The sequence below is a fragment of the uncultured Escherichia sp. genome (genome assembly GCF_948475835.1).
GTDB lineage: Bacteria > Pseudomonadota > Gammaproteobacteria > Enterobacterales > Enterobacteriaceae > ECMA0423.
In genome coordinates this window covers 22,213-40,468 of sequence record NZ_CAOLGM010000012.1, presented here as the reverse complement: position 1 = coordinate 40,468, position 18,256 = coordinate 22,213, and the positions used below count along the sequence as shown (strand labels likewise).

General features: G+C 52.3%; 18 protein-coding genes and 1 pseudogene. 15 read left to right on the top strand and 4 right to left on the bottom strand.

What is annotated here, in order from left to right; translation table 11 throughout:
• Window positions 1-35 precede the first annotated feature (35 nt).
• From puuP to puuA, 3 genes are all read right to left on the bottom strand, one after another.
• Entirely contained in the window at window positions 36-1,421 is a 1,386-nt protein-coding gene (gene puuP, locus QZF50_RS04375; protein ID WP_000996861.1) for a putrescine/proton symporter PuuP, read from the bottom strand.
• Window positions 1,411-1,575: a hypothetical protein gene (locus QZF50_RS04370; protein WP_122985272.1), complete on the bottom strand. Its 165-nt coding sequence runs from the start codon at window positions 1,573-1,575 to the stop codon at window positions 1,411-1,413. Before QZF50_RS04370 ends, puuP begins: the two co-directional genes overlap by 11 nt.
• A 148-nt stretch (window positions 1,576-1,723) precedes the next feature.
• Window positions 1,724-3,142, bottom strand: coding sequence for a glutamate-putrescine ligase (gene puuA, locus QZF50_RS04365; RefSeq protein WP_001296746.1), 1,419 nt, complete (start codon window positions 3,140-3,142; stop codon window positions 1,724-1,726).
• 211 nt (window positions 3,143-3,353) lie between these two features.
• On the opposite strand from puuA, the gene puuD reads away from it, so the two are divergent.
• The 5 genes from puuD to puuE all read left to right on the top strand — a co-directional run bounded on the left by puuD (window position 3,354) and on the right by puuE (window position 9,049).
• Window positions 3,354-4,118, top strand: a complete 765-nt coding sequence (puuD, locus tag QZF50_RS04360) for a gamma-glutamyl-gamma-aminobutyrate hydrolase (protein WP_001307158.1) — start codon at window positions 3,354-3,356, stop codon at window positions 4,116-4,118.
• A 26-nt stretch (window positions 4,119-4,144) separates the two neighbouring features.
• A complete protein-coding gene (gene puuR / locus QZF50_RS04355; RefSeq protein ID WP_001278727.1) occupies window positions 4,145-4,702 on the top strand; it encodes an HTH-type transcriptional regulator PuuR in 558 nt (185 codons plus the stop codon).
• Between the two features lie 274 nt (window positions 4,703-4,976).
• Complete coding sequence (puuC, locus tag QZF50_RS04350) at window positions 4,977-6,464, top strand: aldehyde dehydrogenase PuuC (protein ID WP_001471486.1); 1,488 nt, start codon at window positions 4,977-4,979, stop codon at window positions 6,462-6,464.
• A 1-nt stretch (window position 6,465) separates the two neighbouring features.
• Window positions 6,466-7,746, top strand: coding sequence for a gamma-glutamylputrescine oxidase (puuB, locus tag QZF50_RS04345; RefSeq protein ID WP_001748318.1), 1,281 nt, complete (start codon window positions 6,466-6,468; stop codon window positions 7,744-7,746).
• A gap of 37 nt (window positions 7,747-7,783) precedes the next feature.
• A complete protein-coding gene (gene puuE, locus QZF50_RS04340; protein WP_000069229.1) occupies window positions 7,784-9,049 on the top strand; it encodes a 4-aminobutyrate transaminase in 1,266 nt (421 codons plus the stop codon).
• Between the two features lie 119 nt (window positions 9,050-9,168).
• Here the strand turns inward: puuE and pspF are convergent, their stop codons facing one another.
• The gene (pspF, locus tag QZF50_RS04335) at window positions 9,169-10,146 is read right to left on the bottom strand and encodes a phage shock protein operon transcriptional activator (protein ID WP_000852835.1); all 978 of its coding nucleotides are present in this window, start codon (window positions 10,144-10,146) and stop codon (window positions 9,169-9,171) included.
• A 166-nt stretch (window positions 10,147-10,312) separates the two neighbouring features.
• Here pspF and pspA point away from each other — a divergent pair, with 166 nt between their 5' ends.
• The 10 genes and pseudogenes from pspA to QZF50_RS04285 all read left to right on the top strand — a co-directional run bounded on the left by pspA (window position 10,313) and on the right by QZF50_RS04285 (window position 18,250).
• On the top strand, window positions 10,313-10,981 hold the full coding sequence (gene pspA / locus QZF50_RS04330) for a phage shock protein PspA (RefSeq protein ID WP_000511025.1): 669 nt from the start codon (window positions 10,313-10,315) through the stop codon (window positions 10,979-10,981).
• A 53-nt stretch (window positions 10,982-11,034) separates the two neighbouring features.
• Window positions 11,035-11,259 carry an envelope stress response membrane protein PspB gene (pspB, locus tag QZF50_RS04325; protein ID WP_000501046.1) on the top strand — a complete coding sequence of 75 codons (225 nt, stop codon included), beginning with the start codon at window positions 11,035-11,037 and terminating at the stop codon, window positions 11,257-11,259.
• A complete protein-coding gene (pspC, locus tag QZF50_RS04320) occupies window positions 11,259-11,618 on the top strand; it encodes an envelope stress response membrane protein PspC (protein WP_000907387.1) in 360 nt (119 codons plus the stop codon). Before pspB ends, pspC begins: the two co-directional genes overlap by 1 nt.
• Window positions 11,619-11,626: 8 nt before the next feature.
• Window positions 11,627-11,848, top strand: coding sequence for a phage shock protein PspD (gene pspD, locus QZF50_RS04315; protein ID WP_001295585.1), 222 nt, complete (start codon window positions 11,627-11,629; stop codon window positions 11,846-11,848).
• Between the two features lie 74 nt (window positions 11,849-11,922).
• On the top strand, window positions 11,923-12,237 hold the full coding sequence (pspE, locus tag QZF50_RS04310) for a thiosulfate sulfurtransferase PspE (RefSeq protein WP_000473109.1): 315 nt from the start codon (window positions 11,923-11,925) through the stop codon (window positions 12,235-12,237).
• A 212-nt stretch (window positions 12,238-12,449) separates the two neighbouring features.
• Window positions 12,450-14,130: pseudogene (ycjM, locus tag QZF50_RS04305) on the top strand (glucosylglycerate phosphorylase).
• A 13-nt stretch (window positions 14,131-14,143) separates the two neighbouring features.
• Entirely contained in the window at window positions 14,144-15,436 is a 1,293-nt protein-coding gene (locus tag QZF50_RS04300) for an ABC transporter substrate-binding protein (RefSeq protein WP_000597458.1), read from the top strand.
• Between the two features lie 20 nt (window positions 15,437-15,456).
• Entirely contained in the window at window positions 15,457-16,338 is an 882-nt protein-coding gene (locus tag QZF50_RS04295) for a sugar ABC transporter permease (RefSeq protein ID WP_001080790.1), read from the top strand.
• Window positions 16,325-17,167 carry a carbohydrate ABC transporter permease gene (locus QZF50_RS04290; protein WP_061892265.1) on the top strand — a complete coding sequence of 281 codons (843 nt, stop codon included), beginning with the start codon at window positions 16,325-16,327 and terminating at the stop codon, window positions 17,165-17,167. The genes QZF50_RS04295 and QZF50_RS04290 overlap by 14 nt, the downstream gene beginning before the upstream one ends.
• Before the next feature lie 30 nt (window positions 17,168-17,197).
• On the top strand, window positions 17,198-18,250 hold the full coding sequence (locus QZF50_RS04285) for a zinc-binding alcohol dehydrogenase (RefSeq protein WP_000737347.1): 1,053 nt from the start codon (window positions 17,198-17,200) through the stop codon (window positions 18,248-18,250).
• Window positions 18,251-18,256 lie beyond the last annotated feature (6 nt).

Genomic DNA, 18,256 nt, shown 5'->3' with positions numbered 1-18,256 from the left:
CCCTCAGGCAGGATAATGCGGCGCGCATCCGACTATTACGTTTCGCTCACTGGCGTTCTGTCACCTTCGTACAGCGGCACTTTGCGATAGCGGCGGATCAGATACCACAAATATGCGCCGCCTAACGAAGCCCATACCAGACCCAGCGTCAGCGAGGTGGCTTCGAGGTTAATCCACAGCACGCCCACCGTCAGCGCGCCAACCAGCGGCATTAATAAATAGTGGAAGTGTTCCTTCCAGCTTTTATTCATTCCTTTGCGCCGCCAGAAGTGGTTGAACACCGACAGGTTAACGAAGGTAAACGCTACCAACGCGCCGAAGTTAATTAACGCTGTGGCGGTAACTAAATCGAAGAACAGCGCCGACATCGCGACAATCCCGACCATAATGACGTTCAGTGCCGGAGTCCGCCATTTCGGATGCACATAGCCAAACACGCGCTCCGGAAACACATTGTCGCGCCCCATCACATACAGCAGACGTGACACGCTGGCATGTGAGGCCAGGCCAGACGCTAACGTGTTCACAAACGTGGTGCAAAGGAAAATCGACTGGAACAGCTTACCGCCGACGTAGAGTGCAATTTCAGGCAGTGCGGCGTCCGGGTCTTTAAAGCGGCTGATATCGGGAAAGAACAGCTGCATAAAGAACGACGCCGCGATAAAGATAACGCCGCCGTATACCGCCGTCAGGAAGATGGCTTTCGGGATCACGCGTGCGGCGTCCGGCGTCTCTTCCGAAAGCGTGGTCACCGCATCGAAACCGAGGAACGAGAAACAGACAATCGTCGCACCGGTAATAATCGGGATCAGGTGCGCGTTCTCGCTGATAAACGGCTGAAGTGACCAGACGGTGCCAACGCCTTCTCCTTTATGCAGTCCCTGAACCACCAGGAAGATAAACACCACCATGATGGAGATTTGCACCAGTACAAACAGGGTATTGAAGTTAGCGACCAGGTTGACGCTCTTCAGATTCGCGGCGGTTAAAATGGCGACGAAGGTTACCACCCACACCCACGGCGGCACTTCCGGGAAGAGGGCGGAGAGATAGATTTTCGCCAACAAAACGTTGATCATTGGCAAAAAGAGATAATCCAGCAGTGATGACCAGCCGACCATAAATCCGACGTGCGGATTAATCGACTTTTGCGCGTAGGTATAGGCCGAACCGGCCTCCGGAAACTGGCGAACCAGTTTGCCGTAGCTGATAGCGGTAAACAGCACGCCCGCCAGCGCCAGCAAATAGGACGCCGGAACGTGACCGTCGCTAATGCCGGAGACAATACCAAAAGTATCAAATACGGTCATCGGCGTGAGATAGGCCAGACCCATCATTACCACCTGCCACAATTTCAGTGATTTTCGCAGACGGGTTTTGCCGGGTTGCGCAGCAATATTCAGTGGTGAATTAATAGCCATAATTGCTGCCTCCCCTGCGTAATAAGGTTTGCGGTCGTGTCAACCTGAAATCAAACCTGTTTAGCAAGGGAAGCAAAGGGGGCGGAGTCCAGTCAGTAGCAGGAGGGGCGCATACGCAGCCACCCTCGCCATGCGGGGATTTAATCATCGGCATCATCTCATTTCCTCGTCACAGTCTTAATCGTTAACGGAAGCCCGTTGCCGCCTGCGCTCCATAACGCGACATCCGGGAAATGTCTGGATTACCAGCAAATGTCAGGCCTGGCTCCGCTCAGGCCGATGAAACAACCCCGCATGGGGAATTACGCGTTTTTCAACATCCACTCAATTTCTGTTTCTGTGATGAGGCGCTCAAACTGCAACAGCTCATCATTTTTACAGGCGTGATACACATGGCAAAACCGTTCGCCTAAATAGCGGCGCAGGTGATCATTCTCGATAAACTCACCCAGGGCATCGCTCTGGCGAATCGGGAAGGGTAAGCCTTCCTGTTCCAGCCCGTTGCCTTCGACTTCTTCCTGCAACGGCAGCTCGTTATCAAGGCCATGCAAAATACCGGCAAAAATCGCTGCCATCACCAGATATGGGTTGGCATCGGCACCCGCCACGCGATATTCCACGCGGTGATTATGACGGTCGCCGCACGGAATACGCAGGGCGACGGTGCGGTTGTTATGGCCCCACGACGCCTGCGTCGGCACATACATTCCCGGCTGGAAGCGGCGATACGAGTTCACGTTTGGTGCCAGCAACGCCATTGATGACGGCATCAGGTCAATCATCCCGGCGAGCATCTTTTTCAGCAGCGGCGAATCTTCGCCTTCCGCGTCAGAAAGCACGTTCTCGCCACGGTTATTTTGCATACTGATATGGATATGCATTCCGCTGCCCGCGTGCTCTTCATACGGCTTCGCCATAAAAGTGGCGTGCATCTTATGCTTTTCTGCCATCAGACGCACCAGGCGTTTTAGCGCCAGCGCATCATCGCAGGCTTCCAGCACGTTATCGGTATGGTAAAGGTTGATTTCAAACTGACCCGGCGAGGCTTCGGCGACCGCACCGTCGGCGGGAATTAACTGTAACTGCGCCAGTTCATCAATATCATTGAGCACATCGGCGAAGTGGTTGAGGTTATCAACGGAGTAAACCTGGCTTTGTGTATTGCGGTCATCGGTGCCGGGCGCGCAGGGCGGTTGCAGATACCCTTCAGCGTCGCGCTGACGATCCAGTAAATAGAACTCCAGCTCTACCGCTACAACCGGGAACAATCCGCGCTGGCGTAGCTGCTGCCACAGGCGGTTAAGAACGTTCCGCGGCTCAACGTCAAAGGGAGCGCCATCTTCATCGACCATGGTCAGGAGCATCTGACCGATAAACTCTGGATCGGCGGCAGAAGGGGTTAAGGAACCGAGAACAGGAACACAAGTACGATCCGGCTCGCCCATTTCCTGACCCAGACCCGCTTCTTCTACTACGTTGCCCAGAATATCCATTGCAAACACCGAGGCCGGGAAATAACACCCTTTCTCCAACTTCTTCAGGCTTGAAACAGGGATACGTTTTCCACGGAAGCAACCATTCAAATCAGTAAGTAAAACATCAACATATTGCGTATTCGGGTAGCGCTCCAGGTAGCGTTTCACTTCCTGCGTAAAGGCGCTACCCCGCCTCTCTTCTGACTGCTGAACAAAGTTCTCTACTTCAACGATATTGGTTTCCATGATTCTTCGCCTTTGGTTTGTTTTCCGCTCGTTATCAAAGCGTAAAATATAATGACCACCATTCGAATCTGTATGCAAACTAAATGTTTGTCAAATGTTAAATTGAGTTTGCAAAAATGAAAACCCACTGCTAGATTGAAAAAATATTGAACATAAAGGTCATTTAAACCGCAGTAATGGCGATAATTTAGTCCACTTTGTGAGATTGAGCATGGAAAATATAATGAACAATCCGGTTATCGGTGTCGTAATGTGCAGGAACAGGCTTAAGGGTCATGCGACCCAGACTCTGCAAGAAAAGTACCTGAATGCCATCATCCACGCAGGCGGCTTGCCAATTGCGCTACCACATGCGCTGGCGGAACCGTCATTACTTGAACAACTTTTGCCGAAACTCGATGGCATTTATCTTCCTGGTAGTCCCAGCAATGTGCAGCCGCACCTATATGGTGAAAACGGCGATGAGCCTGACGCCGATCCCGGGCGTGATCTTCTGAGCATGGCGTTAATTAATGCCGCACTCGAAAGGCGCATCCCCATTTTCGCCATCTGCCGGGGTTTACAGGAACTGGTGGTGGCAACCGGTGGTTCGTTGCATCGCAAGCTGTGCGAACAGCCTGAATTGCTGGAACATCGGGAAGATCCCGAACTGCCGGTGGAACAGCAATATGCACCGTCGCATGAAGTTCAGGTTGAAGAGGGGGGATTACTGTCTGCGTTGTTACCTGAATGTAGCAACTTTTGGGTAAACTCTCTGCATGGGCAAGGGGCGAAGGTCGTTAGCCCACGGTTGCGTGTTGAAGCTCGCTCGCCGGATGGCTTAGTTGAGGCGGTTAGCGTCATCAATCATCCTTTTGCGCTGGGCGTACAGTGGCACCCGGAATGGAACAGTAGCGAGTACGCGCTTTCGCGTATATTGTTCGAGGGCTTTATCACCGCTTGTCAGCACCATATCGCTGAAAAACAGCGACTCTGACCACTACAGTTTAAGGAAATGCAAATATGAGTGATGAGGGACTGGCGCCAGGAAAACGCTTGTCGGAAATCCGCCAGCAGCAGGGGCTTTCACAACGTCGTGCCGCCGAACTCTCCGGGCTGACTCACAGTGCTATCAGTACGATAGAACAAGATAAAGTCAGCCCTGCCATCAGTACGCTGCAAAAGCTGCTGAAGGTGTATGGTCTGTCACTCTCGGAATTCTTTTCCGAGCCGGAAAAACCTGATGAGCCGCAGGTCGTCATTAATCAGGACGACTTAATTGAGATGGGCAGTCAGGGTGTGTCAATGAAGCTGGTTCATAACGGTAACCCGAATCGCACGCTGGCGATGATCTTTGAAACGTACCAGCCGGGCACAACCACTGGGGAAAGAATTAAGCATCAGGGTGAGGAAATAGGCACAGTACTGGAAGGTGAAATTGTTCTGACGATTAATGGTCAGGATTACCACCTCGTCGCGGGGCAAAGTTATGCCATTAATACCGGCATACCGCACAGTTTCAGTAATACGTCGGCAGGTATTTGCCGAATTATCAGCGCCCATACGCCCACCACGTTTTAATCTTTTTGTTCTGTAAGCCGGGTAAGCGCAATGCGCCCGGCAATCTATACACAAAATCATTCAAGTTGCATCAAGGCGGCAAGTGAGCGAATCCCGATGAGCTTACTCAGGTAAGTGATTCGGGGGAGCGAACGCAGCCAAGGCAGAGGCGGCTTGAAGGATGAAGTGTATATAAAGAATGTCGCCAGAAATAAACGGGCATACGGCCCGGGGATCTCTGCGCCCTGACGTTCACAAACTGCATATATCTGATAGACGTGAAACAGGAGTCATAATGAATTTTCATCATCTGGCTTACTGGCAGGATAAAGCGTTAAGTCTCGCCATTGAAAACCGCTTATTTATTAACGGTGAATATACTGCTGCGGCGGAAAATGAAACCTTTGAAACCGTTGATCCGGTCACCCAGGCACCGCTGGCGAAAATTGCCCGCGGCAAGAGCGTCGATATCGACCGTGCGGTGAGCGCAGCACGCGGCGTATTTGAACGCGGCGACTGGTCACTCTCTTCTCCGGCTAAACGTAAAGCGGTACTGAATAAACTCGCCGATTTAATGGAAGCCCACGCCGAAGAGCTGGCACTGCTGGAAACTCTCGACACCGGCAAACCGATTCGTCACAGTCTGCGTGATGATATTCCCGGCGCGGCGCGCGCCATTCGCTGGTACGCCGAAGCGATCGACAAAGTGTATGGCGAAGTGGCGACCACCAGTAGCCATGAGCTGGCGATGATCGTGCGTGAACCGGTCGGCGTGATTGCCGCCATCGTGCCGTGGAACTTCCCGCTGTTGCTGACTTGCTGGAAACTCGGCCCGGCGCTGGCGGCGGGAAACAGCGTGATTCTAAAACCGTCTGAAAAATCACCGCTCAGTGCGATTCGTCTCGCGGGGCTGGCGAAAGAAGCAGGCTTGCCGGATGGTGTGTTGAACGTGGTGACGGGTTTTGGTCATGAAGCGGGGCAGGCGCTGTCGCGTCATAACGATATCGACGCCATTGCCTTTACCGGTTCAACCCGTACCGGGAAACAGCTGCTGAAAGATGCGGGCGACAGCAACATGAAACGCGTCTGGCTGGAAGCGGGCGGCAAAAGCGCCAACCTCGTTTTCGCCGATTGTCCGGATCTGCAAAAAGCGGCAAGCGCCACCGCCGCAGGCATCTTCTACAACCAGGGCCAGGTGTGCATCGCCGGAACGCGTTTGTTGCTGGAAGAGAGCATCGCCGATGAATTCTTAGCCCTGTTAAAACAGCAGGCGCAAAACTGGCAGCCGGGCCATCCACTTGATCCCGCAACCACCATGGGCACCTTAATCGACTGCGCCCACGCCGACTCGGTCCATAGCTTTATTCGTGAGGGCGAAGGCAAAGGGCAACTGCTGCTGGATGGTCGTAACGCTGAGCTGGCTGCCGCCATCGGCCCGACCATCTTTGTGGATGTGGACCCTAATGCGTCCTTAAGTCGCGAAGAGATTTTCGGTCCGGTGCTGGTGGTCACGCGTTTCTCATCAGAAGACCAGGCGCTACAGCTTGCCAACGACAGCCAGTACGGCCTTGGCGCGGCGGTATGGACGCGCGACCTCTCCCGCGCCCACCGCATGAGCCGTCGCCTGAAAGCCGGTTCCGTCTTCGTCAATAACTACAACGACGGCGATATGACCGTGCCGTTTGGCGGCTATAAGCAGAGCGGCAACGGTCGAGACAAATCCCTGCATGCCCTTGAAAAATTCACCGAACTGAAAACCATCTGGATAAGCCTGGAGGCCTGAAATGACCGAACATACCAGCAGTTACTACGCCGCCAGTGCGAATAAATACGCGCCATTCGACACGCTGAATGAGTCGATTTCCTGCGACGTTTGCGTGGTCGGCGGCGGCTATACCGGGCTCTCTTCCGCGCTGCATCTGGCGGAAGCGGGCTTTGACGTGGTGGTTCTTGAAGCCTCACGCATCGGCTTCGGCGCAAGCGGACGCAATGGCGGGCAGCTTGTGAACTCCTACAGCCGCGACATCGACGTGATCGAAAAAAACTACGGCATGGACACCGCCCGTATGCTCGGCAGCATGATGTTCGAGGGTGGCGAGATCATCCGCGAACGTATCAAACGTTATCAGATTGACTGCGACTATCGTCCCGGCGGTCTGTTTGTGGCGATGAATGATAAACAACTCGCCACACTCGAAGAGCAGAAAGAGAACTGGGAACGCTACGGCAATAAACAGCTGGAGCTGCTGGACGCCAACGCTATTCGCCGCGAGGTCGCCAGCGATCGCTACACTGGTGCGCTGCTGGATCACAGCGGTGGGCATATTCATCCGCTAAACCTCGCCATTGGCGAAGCGGACGCCATCCGCCTCAACGGCGGGCGCGTGTATGAACTTTCTGCCGTGACGCAGATCCAGCACACCACGCCAGCCGTTGTGCGAACTGCCAAAGGTCAGGTGACGGCGAAGTATGTGATTGTCGCCGGGAATGCGTATCTGGGCGATAAAGTAGAGCCGGAACTGGCGAAACGCAGCATGCCGTGCGGCACGCAGGTGATCACCACCGAACGGCTGTCGGAAGATTTAGCCCGTTCGCTGATCCCGAAAAACTACTGTGTGGAAGACTGTAACTATCTGCTTGATTACTACCGTCTTACCGCCGACAACCGCCTGCTGTACGGCGGCGGCGTGGTCTACGGCGCGCGCGCCCCGGATGACGTTGAGCGCCTTGTGGTGCCGAAACTGCTGAAAACCTTCCCGCAGCTGAAGGGCGTGAAAATTGATTACCGCTGGACGGGCAACTTCCTGCTGACCCTGTCGCGTATGCCGCAGTTTGGTCGCCTCGATACCAACATCTATTACATGCAGGGCTACAGCGGCCACGGCGTGACCTGTACTCATCTAGCCGGACGTTTGATTGCCGAACTGCTGCGCGGCGACGCCGAACGTTTCGATGCCTTCGCCAATCTGCCGCATTACCCGTTCCCCGGCGGGCGCACGCTGCGTGTGCCGTTTACCGCGATGGGCGCGGCGTATTACAGCCTGCGCGATCGTCTGGGCGTTTAATTTCCGATTAACCGTGAAGAGTCAAAAGGTGTGAAACATGAGCAACAATGAATTCCATCAGCGTCGTCTTTCTGCCACCCCGCGCGGGGTTGGCGTGATGTGTAACTTCTTCGCCCAGTCGGCTGAAAACGCCACGCTGAAGGATGTTGAGGGCAACGAGTACATCGATTTCGCCGCAGGCATTGCGGTGCTGAATACCGGACATCGCCACCCTGATCTGGTCGCGGCGGTGGAGCAGCAACTGCAACAGTTTACCCACACCGCGTATCAGATTGTGCCGTATGAAAGCTACGTCACCCTGGCGGAGAAAATCAACGCCCTTGCCCCGGTGAGCGGGCAGGCCAAAACCGCGTTCTTCACCACCGGTGCGGAAGCGGTGGAAAACGCGGTGAAAATTGCTCGCGCCCATACCGGACGCCCTGGCGTGATTGCGTTTAGCGGCGGCTTTCACGGTCGTACGTATATGACCATGGCGCTGACCGGAAAAGTTGCGCCGTACAAAATCGGCTTCGGCCCGTTCCCTGGTTCGGTGTATCACGTACCTTATCCGTCAGATTTACACGGCATTTCAACACAGGACTCCCTCGACGCCATCGAACGCTTGTTTAAATCAGACATCGAAGCGAAGCAGGTGGCGGCGATTATTTTCGAACCGGTGCAGGGCGAGGGCGGTTTCAACGTTGCGCCAAAAGAGCTGGTTGCCGCTATTCGCCGCCTGTGCGACGAGCACGGTATTGTGATGATTGCTGATGAAGTGCAAAGCGGCTTTGCGCGTACCGGTAAGCTGTTTGCCATGGATCATTACGCCGATAAGCCGGATTTAATGACGATGGCGAAAAGCCTCGCGGGCGGGATGCCGCTTTCGGGCGTGGTCGGTAACGCGAATATTATGGACGCACCCGCGCCGGGCGGGCTTGGCGGCACCTACGCCGGTAACCCGCTGGCGGTGGCTGCCGCGCACGCGGTGCTCAATATTATCGACAAAGAATCACTCTGCGAACGCGCGAATCAACTGGGCCAGCGTCTTAAAAACACGTTGATTGATGCCAAAGAAAGCGTTCCGGCCATTGCTGCGGTACGCGGCCTGGGGTCGATGATTGCGGTAGAGTTTAACGATCCGCAAACGGGCGAGCCGTCAGCGGCGATTGCACAGAAAATCCAGCAACGCGCGCTGGCGCAGGGGCTGCTCCTGCTGACCTGTGGCGCATACGGCAACGTGATTCGCTTCCTGTATCCGCTGACCATCCCGGATGCGCAATTCGATGCGGCAATGAAAATTTTGCAGGATGCGCTGAGCGATTAATAGCCCAACGCAATAATGTCTGATGCGCTGCGCTTATCAGGCCTGCAAACGACGTATTGATTATGTATGCCGAATAAAGCATTCACGCCGCATCCGGCAAGTTGTATTGCTCAACTTCGCTAAATCTGGTGCTTTTTCAACAACGCGCGGAACTGATGATAAGTTAACCCCAGTAATTCAGCCGCGCGCTTCTGGTTATATTTCCCTTGTTGCAAACTGAGTTGCAGCAACTCTTTTTCCTGCTGCATCTGAAACTCACGTAAATCCAGCGGCAGTGTTGGAAGCGAGGTGGTTTCTGAAACGGCGATAGCGTCTTCAGGCGGACGCCGTTTAAAGGGATCAATAATGATGTCATCAAGCGGATAATCGCTGGTGCCGTGGCGATACACTGAACGTTCCACCACGTTTTTCAATTCACGAATATTTCCCGGCCAACGATAATTCAGCAATGTTTCTCTGGCGCGCTCCGTAAACCCCGGGAACAGAGGCAGCTTGATTTCCCGACACATCTGGATGGCAAAGTGTTCTGCCATCAACATTATGTCGCTTTCGCGCTCGCGCAGTGGTGGCAGTTGTACAACATCAAAAGCCAGTCGGTCGAGCAGGTCAGCGCGAAAAGTGCCTTCATTGACCATCGCCGGGAGATCGGCATTCGTCGCGCATACCAACCGCACATTCACCTGCAATGGCTGGCTGCCGCCAACGCGCTCCAGTTCACCGTACTCAATCACGCGCAATAATTTCTCCTGCACCATCATCGGTGCCGTAGCGAGTTCATCAAGAAATAGCGTACCGCCGTCGGCACGTTCAAATCTCCCTGGATGACGTTTTTGCGCACCGGTAAACGCCCCCGCTTCGTGACCAAACAGTTCGGAATCCAGCAGATTTTCATTTAACGCCGCGCAGTTAAGGGAAATAAACGGCCCTTGCCAACGGGAGGAGAGATAATGCAGGCGGCTGGCAATCAGCTCTTTACCGGTGCCGCGTTCGCCGATGATGAGCACCGGTTTGTCCAGCGGTGCGAGATGCGAAACCTGTTCCAGCACTTCGAGAAAGCTGTTCGCCTCACCAAGTAAATTATCTTTGTATTCTGCCATGATGAAATTCGCCACTTGTTAGTGTAATTCGCTAACTCATCCTGGCATGTTGCTGTTGATTCTTCAATCAGATCTTTATAAATCAAAAAGATAAAAAATTGGCACGCAAATTGTATTAACAGTTCAGCAGGACAATCCTGAACGCAGAAATCAAGAGGACAACATTATGGGTATTTTTTCTCGCTTTGCCGACATCGTGAATGCCAACATCAACGCTCTGTTAGAGAAAGCGGAAGATCCACAGAAACTGGTTCGTCTGATGATCCAGGAGATGGAAGATACACTGGTTGAAGTACGTTCTACTTCGGCGCGCGCGTTGGCAGAAAAGAAACAGCTGACTCGCCGTATTGAACAAGCGTCGGCGCGTGAAGTTGAATGGCAGGAAAAAGCCGAACTGGCGCTGCTGAAAGAGAGAGAGGATCTGGCACGTGCAGCGTTAATTGAAAAACAGAAACTGACCGATCTGATTAAGTCCCTGGAACATGAAGTGACGCTGGTGGACGATACGCTGGCACGCATGAAGAAAGAGATTGGCGAGCTGGAAAACAAATTGAGCGAAACACGCGCTCGCCAGCAGGCATTGATGTTACGTCATCAGGCGGCAAACTCGTCGCGCGATGTGCGTCGTCAGCTGGACAGTGGCAAACTGGATGAAGCAATGGCTCGTTTCGAATCTTTCGAACGTCGTATTGACCAGATGGAAGCGGAAGCAGAAAGCCACAGCTTCGGTAAACAAAAATCGCTGGACGATCAGTTTGCCGAACTGAAAGCCGATGATGCAATCAGCGAACAACTGGCACAATTAAAAGCCAAAATGAAGCAAGACAATCAATAATAACATCCAGGCGGCGTCCGAACGCGCCGCCGCTCATCGTCTAAGGAGTACTTATGGGCGCGCTATTTCTGGCTATTCCGTTAACCATTTTTGTGCTGTTTGTTTTACCGATCTGGTTATGGCTGCATTACAGCAATCGTTCTGGTCGCAGTGAATTGTCGCAAAGTGAGCAGCAGCGATTAGCGCAACTGGCTGATGAAGCAAAACGGATGCGCGAACGTATTCAGGCGCTGGAATCTATTCTTGATGCAGAACATCCGAACTGGAGGGATCGCTAATGGCGGGCATTAATCTCAATAAAAAATTATGGCGTATTCCACAGCAGGGCATGGTCCGCGGCGTCTGCGCCGGGATTGCCAACTATTTTGATGTACCGGTAAAACTGGTGCGTATCCTGGTGGTGCTGTCGATTTTCTTCGGTCTGGCGCTGTTTACCCTGGTTGCTTACATCATTTTGTCATTTGCGCTTGATCCAATGCCGGACAACATGGCCTTTGGTGAGCAGCTACCTTCCAGCAGCGAATTGCTGGATGAAGTCGACCGTGAACTGGCGGCAAGTGAAACGCGTTTACGCGAGATGGAACGTTATGTCACTTCCGATACTTTCACGTTACGTAGCCGTTTCCGTCAACTGTGAGGAAAGTTATGAATACTCGCTGGCAACAGGCCGGGCAAAAGGTAAAGCCTGGTTTCAAATTAGCAGGCAAGCTGGTACTTCTTACCGCACTGCGCTATGGCCCGGCGGGTGTGGCGGGCTGGGCGATAAAATCAGTTGCTCGCCGACCGCTGAAAATGTTGCTGGCTGTGGCGCTGGAACCGCTGTTAAGTCGGGCTGCTAATAAACTGGCACAGCGTTATAAAAGGTGAGGGGAGTTTCGCAAAAATTGTTAAATCTCAGGCGTATAATGGATGGCAATTTTCATCCATAGAAGGACGCTTACATGTTTAAAAAAGGCTTACTTGCTCTGGCACTGGTGTTTTCACTGCCCGTTTTCGCCGCTGAACACTGGATCGATGTTCGTGTTCCAGAGCAGTATCAGCAAGAGCACGTTCAGGGGGCCATCAATATTCCCCTGAAGGAAGTGAAAGAGCGCATTGCCACCGCCGTTCCGGATAAAAACGACACCGTGAAAGTGTATTGCAATGCCGGACGCCAGTCAGGGCAAGCAAAAGAGATCCTTAGCGAGATGGGATATACCCACGTTGAGAACGCCGGTGGCCTGAAAGACATCGCAATGCCGAAGGTCAAAGGTTAAAAGAATTCACCATGAGCGGCGCTTATGCGCCGTTTTTTTTTCTGTCACACCTTATTTACATCCCCATAGATTATTTGCGTCAGCTCACAAATACGCTTTTTCCCTGGTAAAAAATGATTTTCTGCGTGACTAAAACCCTTGTGCTCAATTGACAGTTTATTTTCTGCGGAGTAGTCTCTCGTTTCATGGGACCGCTACCACGGAAAGGCAACATGAAACAGAAAATTACGGATTACCTGGACGAAATCTACGGTGGAACATTTACCGCAACTCATTTACAGAAACTTGTAACGCGTCTTGAGAGTGCGAAACGATTAATTACACAGCGACGTAAAAAACACTGGGATGAAAGTGATGTCGTGTTAATTACCTATGCCGATCAATTTCACAGCAATGATTTAAAACCATTACCCACATTTAATCATGTTTTACCATCAATGGCTGCAAAGCATTTTTTCACATGTTCATTTGTTGCCGTTTTATCCATGGTCATCTGATGATGGCTTTTCGGTAATTGATTATCATCAGGTCGCCAGTGAAGCGGGGGAGTGGCAGGATATTCAGCAACTCGGTGAATGCAGTCATTTAATGTTTGATTTTGTCTGCAACCATATGTCGGCAAAAAGTGAATGGTTTAAAAACTATTTACAACAGCATCCAGGTTTTGAAGATTTTTTTATTGCCGTTGACCCGCAAACCGATCTCAGCGCCGTCACTCGCCCGCGTGCGTTACCGTTATTAACGCCATTCCAGATGCGCGATCATTCAACGCGCCATTTATGGACCACCTTTAGTGACGATCAAATTGACCTGAATTACCGTAGCCCTGAAGTGTTGCTGGCGATGGTGGATGTTTTACTCTGTTACCTTGCGAAAGGTGCTGAGTATGTCCGCCTGGATGCCGTTGGCTTTATGTGGAAAGAGCCGGGAAAAAGCTGCATCCATCTGGAAAAAACACATCTGATTATCAAACTGTTACGGTCGATTATTGATAACGTTGCGCCAGGTACAGTGATCATTACCGAGACCAATGTTCCGCATAAAGACAACATTGCTTACTTTGGCGCAGGCGATGACGAAGCACATATGGTGTACCAGTTCTCGCTGCCGCCACTGGTGCTGCATGCGGTGCAAAAACAGAACGTTGAGGCGCTTTGTGCGTGGGCGCAAAACCTGACACTACCTTCCAGCAACACCACCTGGTTTAACTTCCTCGCCTCTCACGATGGCATCGGGCTAAACCCGCTACGGGGCTTGTTGCCTGAAAGCGAAATATTAGAGCTGGTCGAGGCGTTACAGCAGGAAGGTGCATTAGTAAACTGGAAAAATAATCCCGACGGTACACGCAGTCCGTATGAAATAAATGTGACCTATATGGATGCGTTAAGCCGCCGTGAGAGTAGCGATGAAGAACGTTGCGCCAGGTTTATTCTCGCCCATGCGATTTTGTTAAGTTTCCCCGGTGTGCCAGCGATATATATTCAAAGTATTCTTGGCTCGCGTAATGATTACGCAGGTGTCGAAAAACTCGGATATAACCGTGCGATTAACCGTAAAAAATATCACAGTAAAGAGATAACCCGAGAACTGAACGATGAAGCTACATTAAGGCATGCGGTATATCATGAGTTGTCGCGTTTAATTACACTTCGTCGCAGCCATAACGAGTTTCATCCGGATAATAATTTTACCATCGATACGATTAATTCATCCGTAATGCGTATTCAAAGAAGTAACGCTGATGGTAATTGTCTGACTGGATTGTTTAATGTCAGTAAAAATATTCAGCATGTAAATATTACTAATCTGCATGGTCGGGATCTGATTAGTGAAGTTGATATATTGGGTAATGAAATAACGCTGCGCCCCTGGCAGGTTATGTGGATTAAATAAAAAGGAACATCTCATGATTAAATCAAAAATCGTGCTGTTATCAGCACTGGTTTCCTGCGCCCTGATTTCAGGCTGTAAAGAAGAAAATAAAACGAATGTATCCATCGAATTTATGCATTCTTCGGTGGAGCAGGAGCGCCAGGCCGTTATCAGTAAATTGATTGCCCGTTTTGAAAAAGAAAACCCTGGCATCACCGTTAAGCAAGTGCCCGTGGAAGAAGATGCCTATAACACTAAAGTCATTACTCTTTCACGTAGCGGTTCGCTGCCGGAAGTGATCGAAACCAGCCATGACTACGCCAAAGTGATGGACAAAGAGCAGCTTATCGATCGCAAAGCGGTTGCCACAGTCATCAGCAACGTTGGTGAAGGCGCGTTTTACGATGGCGTACTGCGTATTGTGCGTACCGAAGATGGTAGCGCATGGACCGGTGTTCCTGTCAGCGCCTGGATTGGCGGTATCTGGTATCGCAAAGATGTGCTGGCAAAAGCGGGGCTTGAGGAGCCGAAAAACTGGCAACAGCTGCTGGACGTTGCACAGAAACTGAATGACCCGGCGAATAAAAAATACGGCATTGCGCTGCCTACAGCAGAAAGCGTGTTGACGGAACAATCCTTCTCCCAGTTTGCGTTATCCAACCAGGCTAACGTCTTTAACGCCGAAGGCAAAATCACCCTTGATACACCAGAGATGATGCAGGCACTGACCTATTACCGCGACCTTGCTGCCAACACTATGCCGGGTTCTAACGACATCATGGAAGTGAAAGACGCCTTTATGAACGGCACCGCGCCGATGGCGATTTACTCCACCTATATCCTTCCGGCTGTGATTAAAGAAGGCGACCCGAAAAACGTCGGTTTCGTGGTGCCAACCGAGAAAAACTCTGCGGTCTACGGCATGTTGACCTCGCTGACCATTACCGCCGGGCAAAAGACCGAAGAGACGGAAGCAGCTGAAAAATTTGTCACCTTTATGGAGCAGGCAGACAACATTGCCGACTGGGTGATGATGTCGCCAGGTGCTGCGCTGCCGGTGAATAAAGCGGTTGTCACTACCGCCACCTGGAAAGACAACGACGTTATTAAGGCGCTGGGTGAACTACCGAATCAGCTAATCGGTGAACTGCCAAATATTCAGGTCTTTGGTGCAGTAGGGGATAAAAACTTTACCCGCATGGGTGATGTGACGGGTTCTGGCGTGGTGAGCTCCATGGTGCATAACGTCACCGTGGGTAAAGCCGATCTCCCTGGCACGCTGCAAGCGAGCCAGAAAAAGCTGGATGAACTGATCGAACAGCACTAAACCCAGGACAGGAATCCGCAATGAACAGGCTTTTTTCAGGTCGTTCCGATATGCCCTTTGCGCTGCTGCTTCTCGCGCCCAGCTTATTACTGCTGGGTGGTCTGGTGGCCTGGCCAATGGTGTCGAATATCGAAATCAGTTTTTTACGTCTGCCGCTCAATCCCAACATCGAGTCAACCTTTGTTGGGGTGAGTAACTATGTGCGTATCCTCTCCGATCCCGGCTTCTGGCACTCGCTGTGGATGACGGTCTGGTATACCGCGCTGGTGGTGGCGGGCAGCACCGTGCTCGGGCTGGCAGTGGCGATGTTTTTCAACCGCGAGTTCCGCCTGCGCAAAACCGCGCGTTCGCTGGTGATCCTCTCCTACGTAACGCCGTCCATTTCGCTGGTGTTTGCCTGGAAATACATGTTCAACAACGGCTACGGCATTGTGAACTACCTCGGCGTCGATCTTCTGCATCTCTATGAGCAGGCACCGCTGTGGTTCGATAATCCGGGCAGTAGCTTTGTGCTGGTGGTGCTGTTCGCCATCTGGCGCTACTTCCCGTATGCCTTTATCTCGTTTCTGGCGATTTTGCAGACCATCGACAAATCGCTGTACGAAGCGGCAGAGATGGATGGCGCTAATGCCTGGCAACGGTTTCGTATCGTCACGCTGCCCGCGATTATGCCGGTCCTGGCGACGGTGGTGACCCTGCGCACCATCTGGATGTTCTACATGTTCGCGGATGTTTATTTGCTGACGACCAAGGTCGATATTCTCGGTGTATATCTCTACAAAACCGCCTTTGCCTTTAATGATTTAGGAAAAGCGGCGGCGATCTCGGTGGTGCTCTTCATCATTATTTTCGCTGTCATTCTGCTGACCAGGAAACGGGTGAACCTCAATGGCAACAAATAAACGCACACTCAGTCGCATCGGTTTTTACTGCGGGCTGGCGCTGTTTCTCATCATCACGCTGTTTCCATTTTTTGTGATGCTGATGACCTCGTTCAAGGGCGCGAAAGAGGCGATCTCACTGCATCCTACGCTGCTGCCGCAGCAGTGGACGCTGGAGCATTACGTCGACATTTTTAACCCGATGATTTTCCCGTTTGTCGACTACTTCCGTAACAGTCTGGTGGTGTCTGTGGTTTCATCCGTGGTGGCGGTATTCCTCGGCATTCTTGGGGCTTACGCGCTTTCCCGCCTGCGCTTTAAAGGTCGGATGACCATCAACGCCAACTTTTACACGGTGTATATGTTCTCTGGCATTTTGCTGGTGGTGCCGCTGTTCAAAATCATCACCGCGCTGGGCATTTACGACACTGAGATGGCGCTGATCATCACCATGGTGACGCAAACTCTGCCCACCGCCGTGTTTATGCTGAAAAGCTACTTCGACACCATCCCCGATGAGATCGAAGAAGCGGCGATGATGGATGGCCTCAACCGTCTGCAAATTATCTTCCGCATCACCGTGCCGTTGGCGATGTCCGGGCTGATATCCGTGTTCGTCTACTGCTTTATGGTGGCGTGGAACGACTATCTGTTTGCGTCGATCTTCCTCTCCAGCGCCAGCAATTTCACCTTACCGGTGGGCCTGAACGCGCTGTTCAGTACGCCAGATTACATCTGGGGACGGATGATGGCGGCCTCACTGGTGACCGCATTGCCGGTGGTGATTATGTATGCGCTTTCGGAACGTTTTATTAAGAGTGGTTTGACCGCCGGTGGCGTGAAGGGCTAAAGCGGCCAGTTTCTTTACAAGGAGTTTTAAATGAAAAAGTTAGTAGCCACAGCACCGCGTGTTGCTGCGCTGGTTGAGTATGAAGATCGGGCGATTTTAGCCAATGAAGTGAAAATCCGCGTGCGTTTCGGCGCACCGAAACACGGAACGGAAGTGGTCGACTTCCGCGCCGCCAGCCCGTTTATCGATGAAGACTTTAACGGCGAATGGCAGATGTTCACTCCGCGTCCGGCAGATGCGCCGCGCGGCATTGAGTTTGGCAAATTCCAGCTTGGCAACATGGTGGTTGGCGACATTATCGAGTGCGGCAGCGACGTTACCGACTACGCGGTGGGCGACAGCGTATGCGGCTACGGCCCGCTCTCCGAGACGGTCATCATTAACGCGGTGAATAACTACAAGCTGCGCAAAATGCCGCAAGGCAGCTCGTGGAAAAACGCCGTTTGTTACGACCCGGCGCAGTTTGCCATGAGCGGCGTGCGCGATGCCAACGTGCGCGTGGGTGATTTTGTTGTGGTGGTAGGGCTTGGCGCGATTGGTCAAATTGCCATTCAACTGGCGAAACGCGCTGGCGCGTCGGTGGTGATTGGCGTCGATCCTATCGCCCATCGCTGTGATATTGCCCGTCGCCACGGCGCGGATTTCTGCCTTAACCCCATTGGCACTGACGTAGGAAAAGAGATCAAAACGCTGACCGGCAAGCAGGGTGCCGATGTGATTATCGAAACCAGCGGTTACGCCGACGCGCTGCAATCGGCGCTGCGTGGCCTTGCTTATGGCGGCACCATCTCTTATGTCGCGTTTGCCAAACCATTTGCTGAAGGTTTTAACCTCGGACGCGAAGCGCATTTCAATAACGCCAAAATTGTTTTCTCCCGCGCGTGCAGCGAACCGAACCCGGATTATCCGCGCTGGAGCCGTAAGCGTATTGAAGAAACCTGCTGGGAACTGCTGATGAACGGTTATCTCAATTGCGAAGATTTAATCGACCCGGTAGTGACCTTTGCCAATAGCCCGGAAAGCTACATGCAGTATGTCGATCAGCATCCGGAACAGAGCATCAAAATGGGCGTTACGTTTTAATTCAAA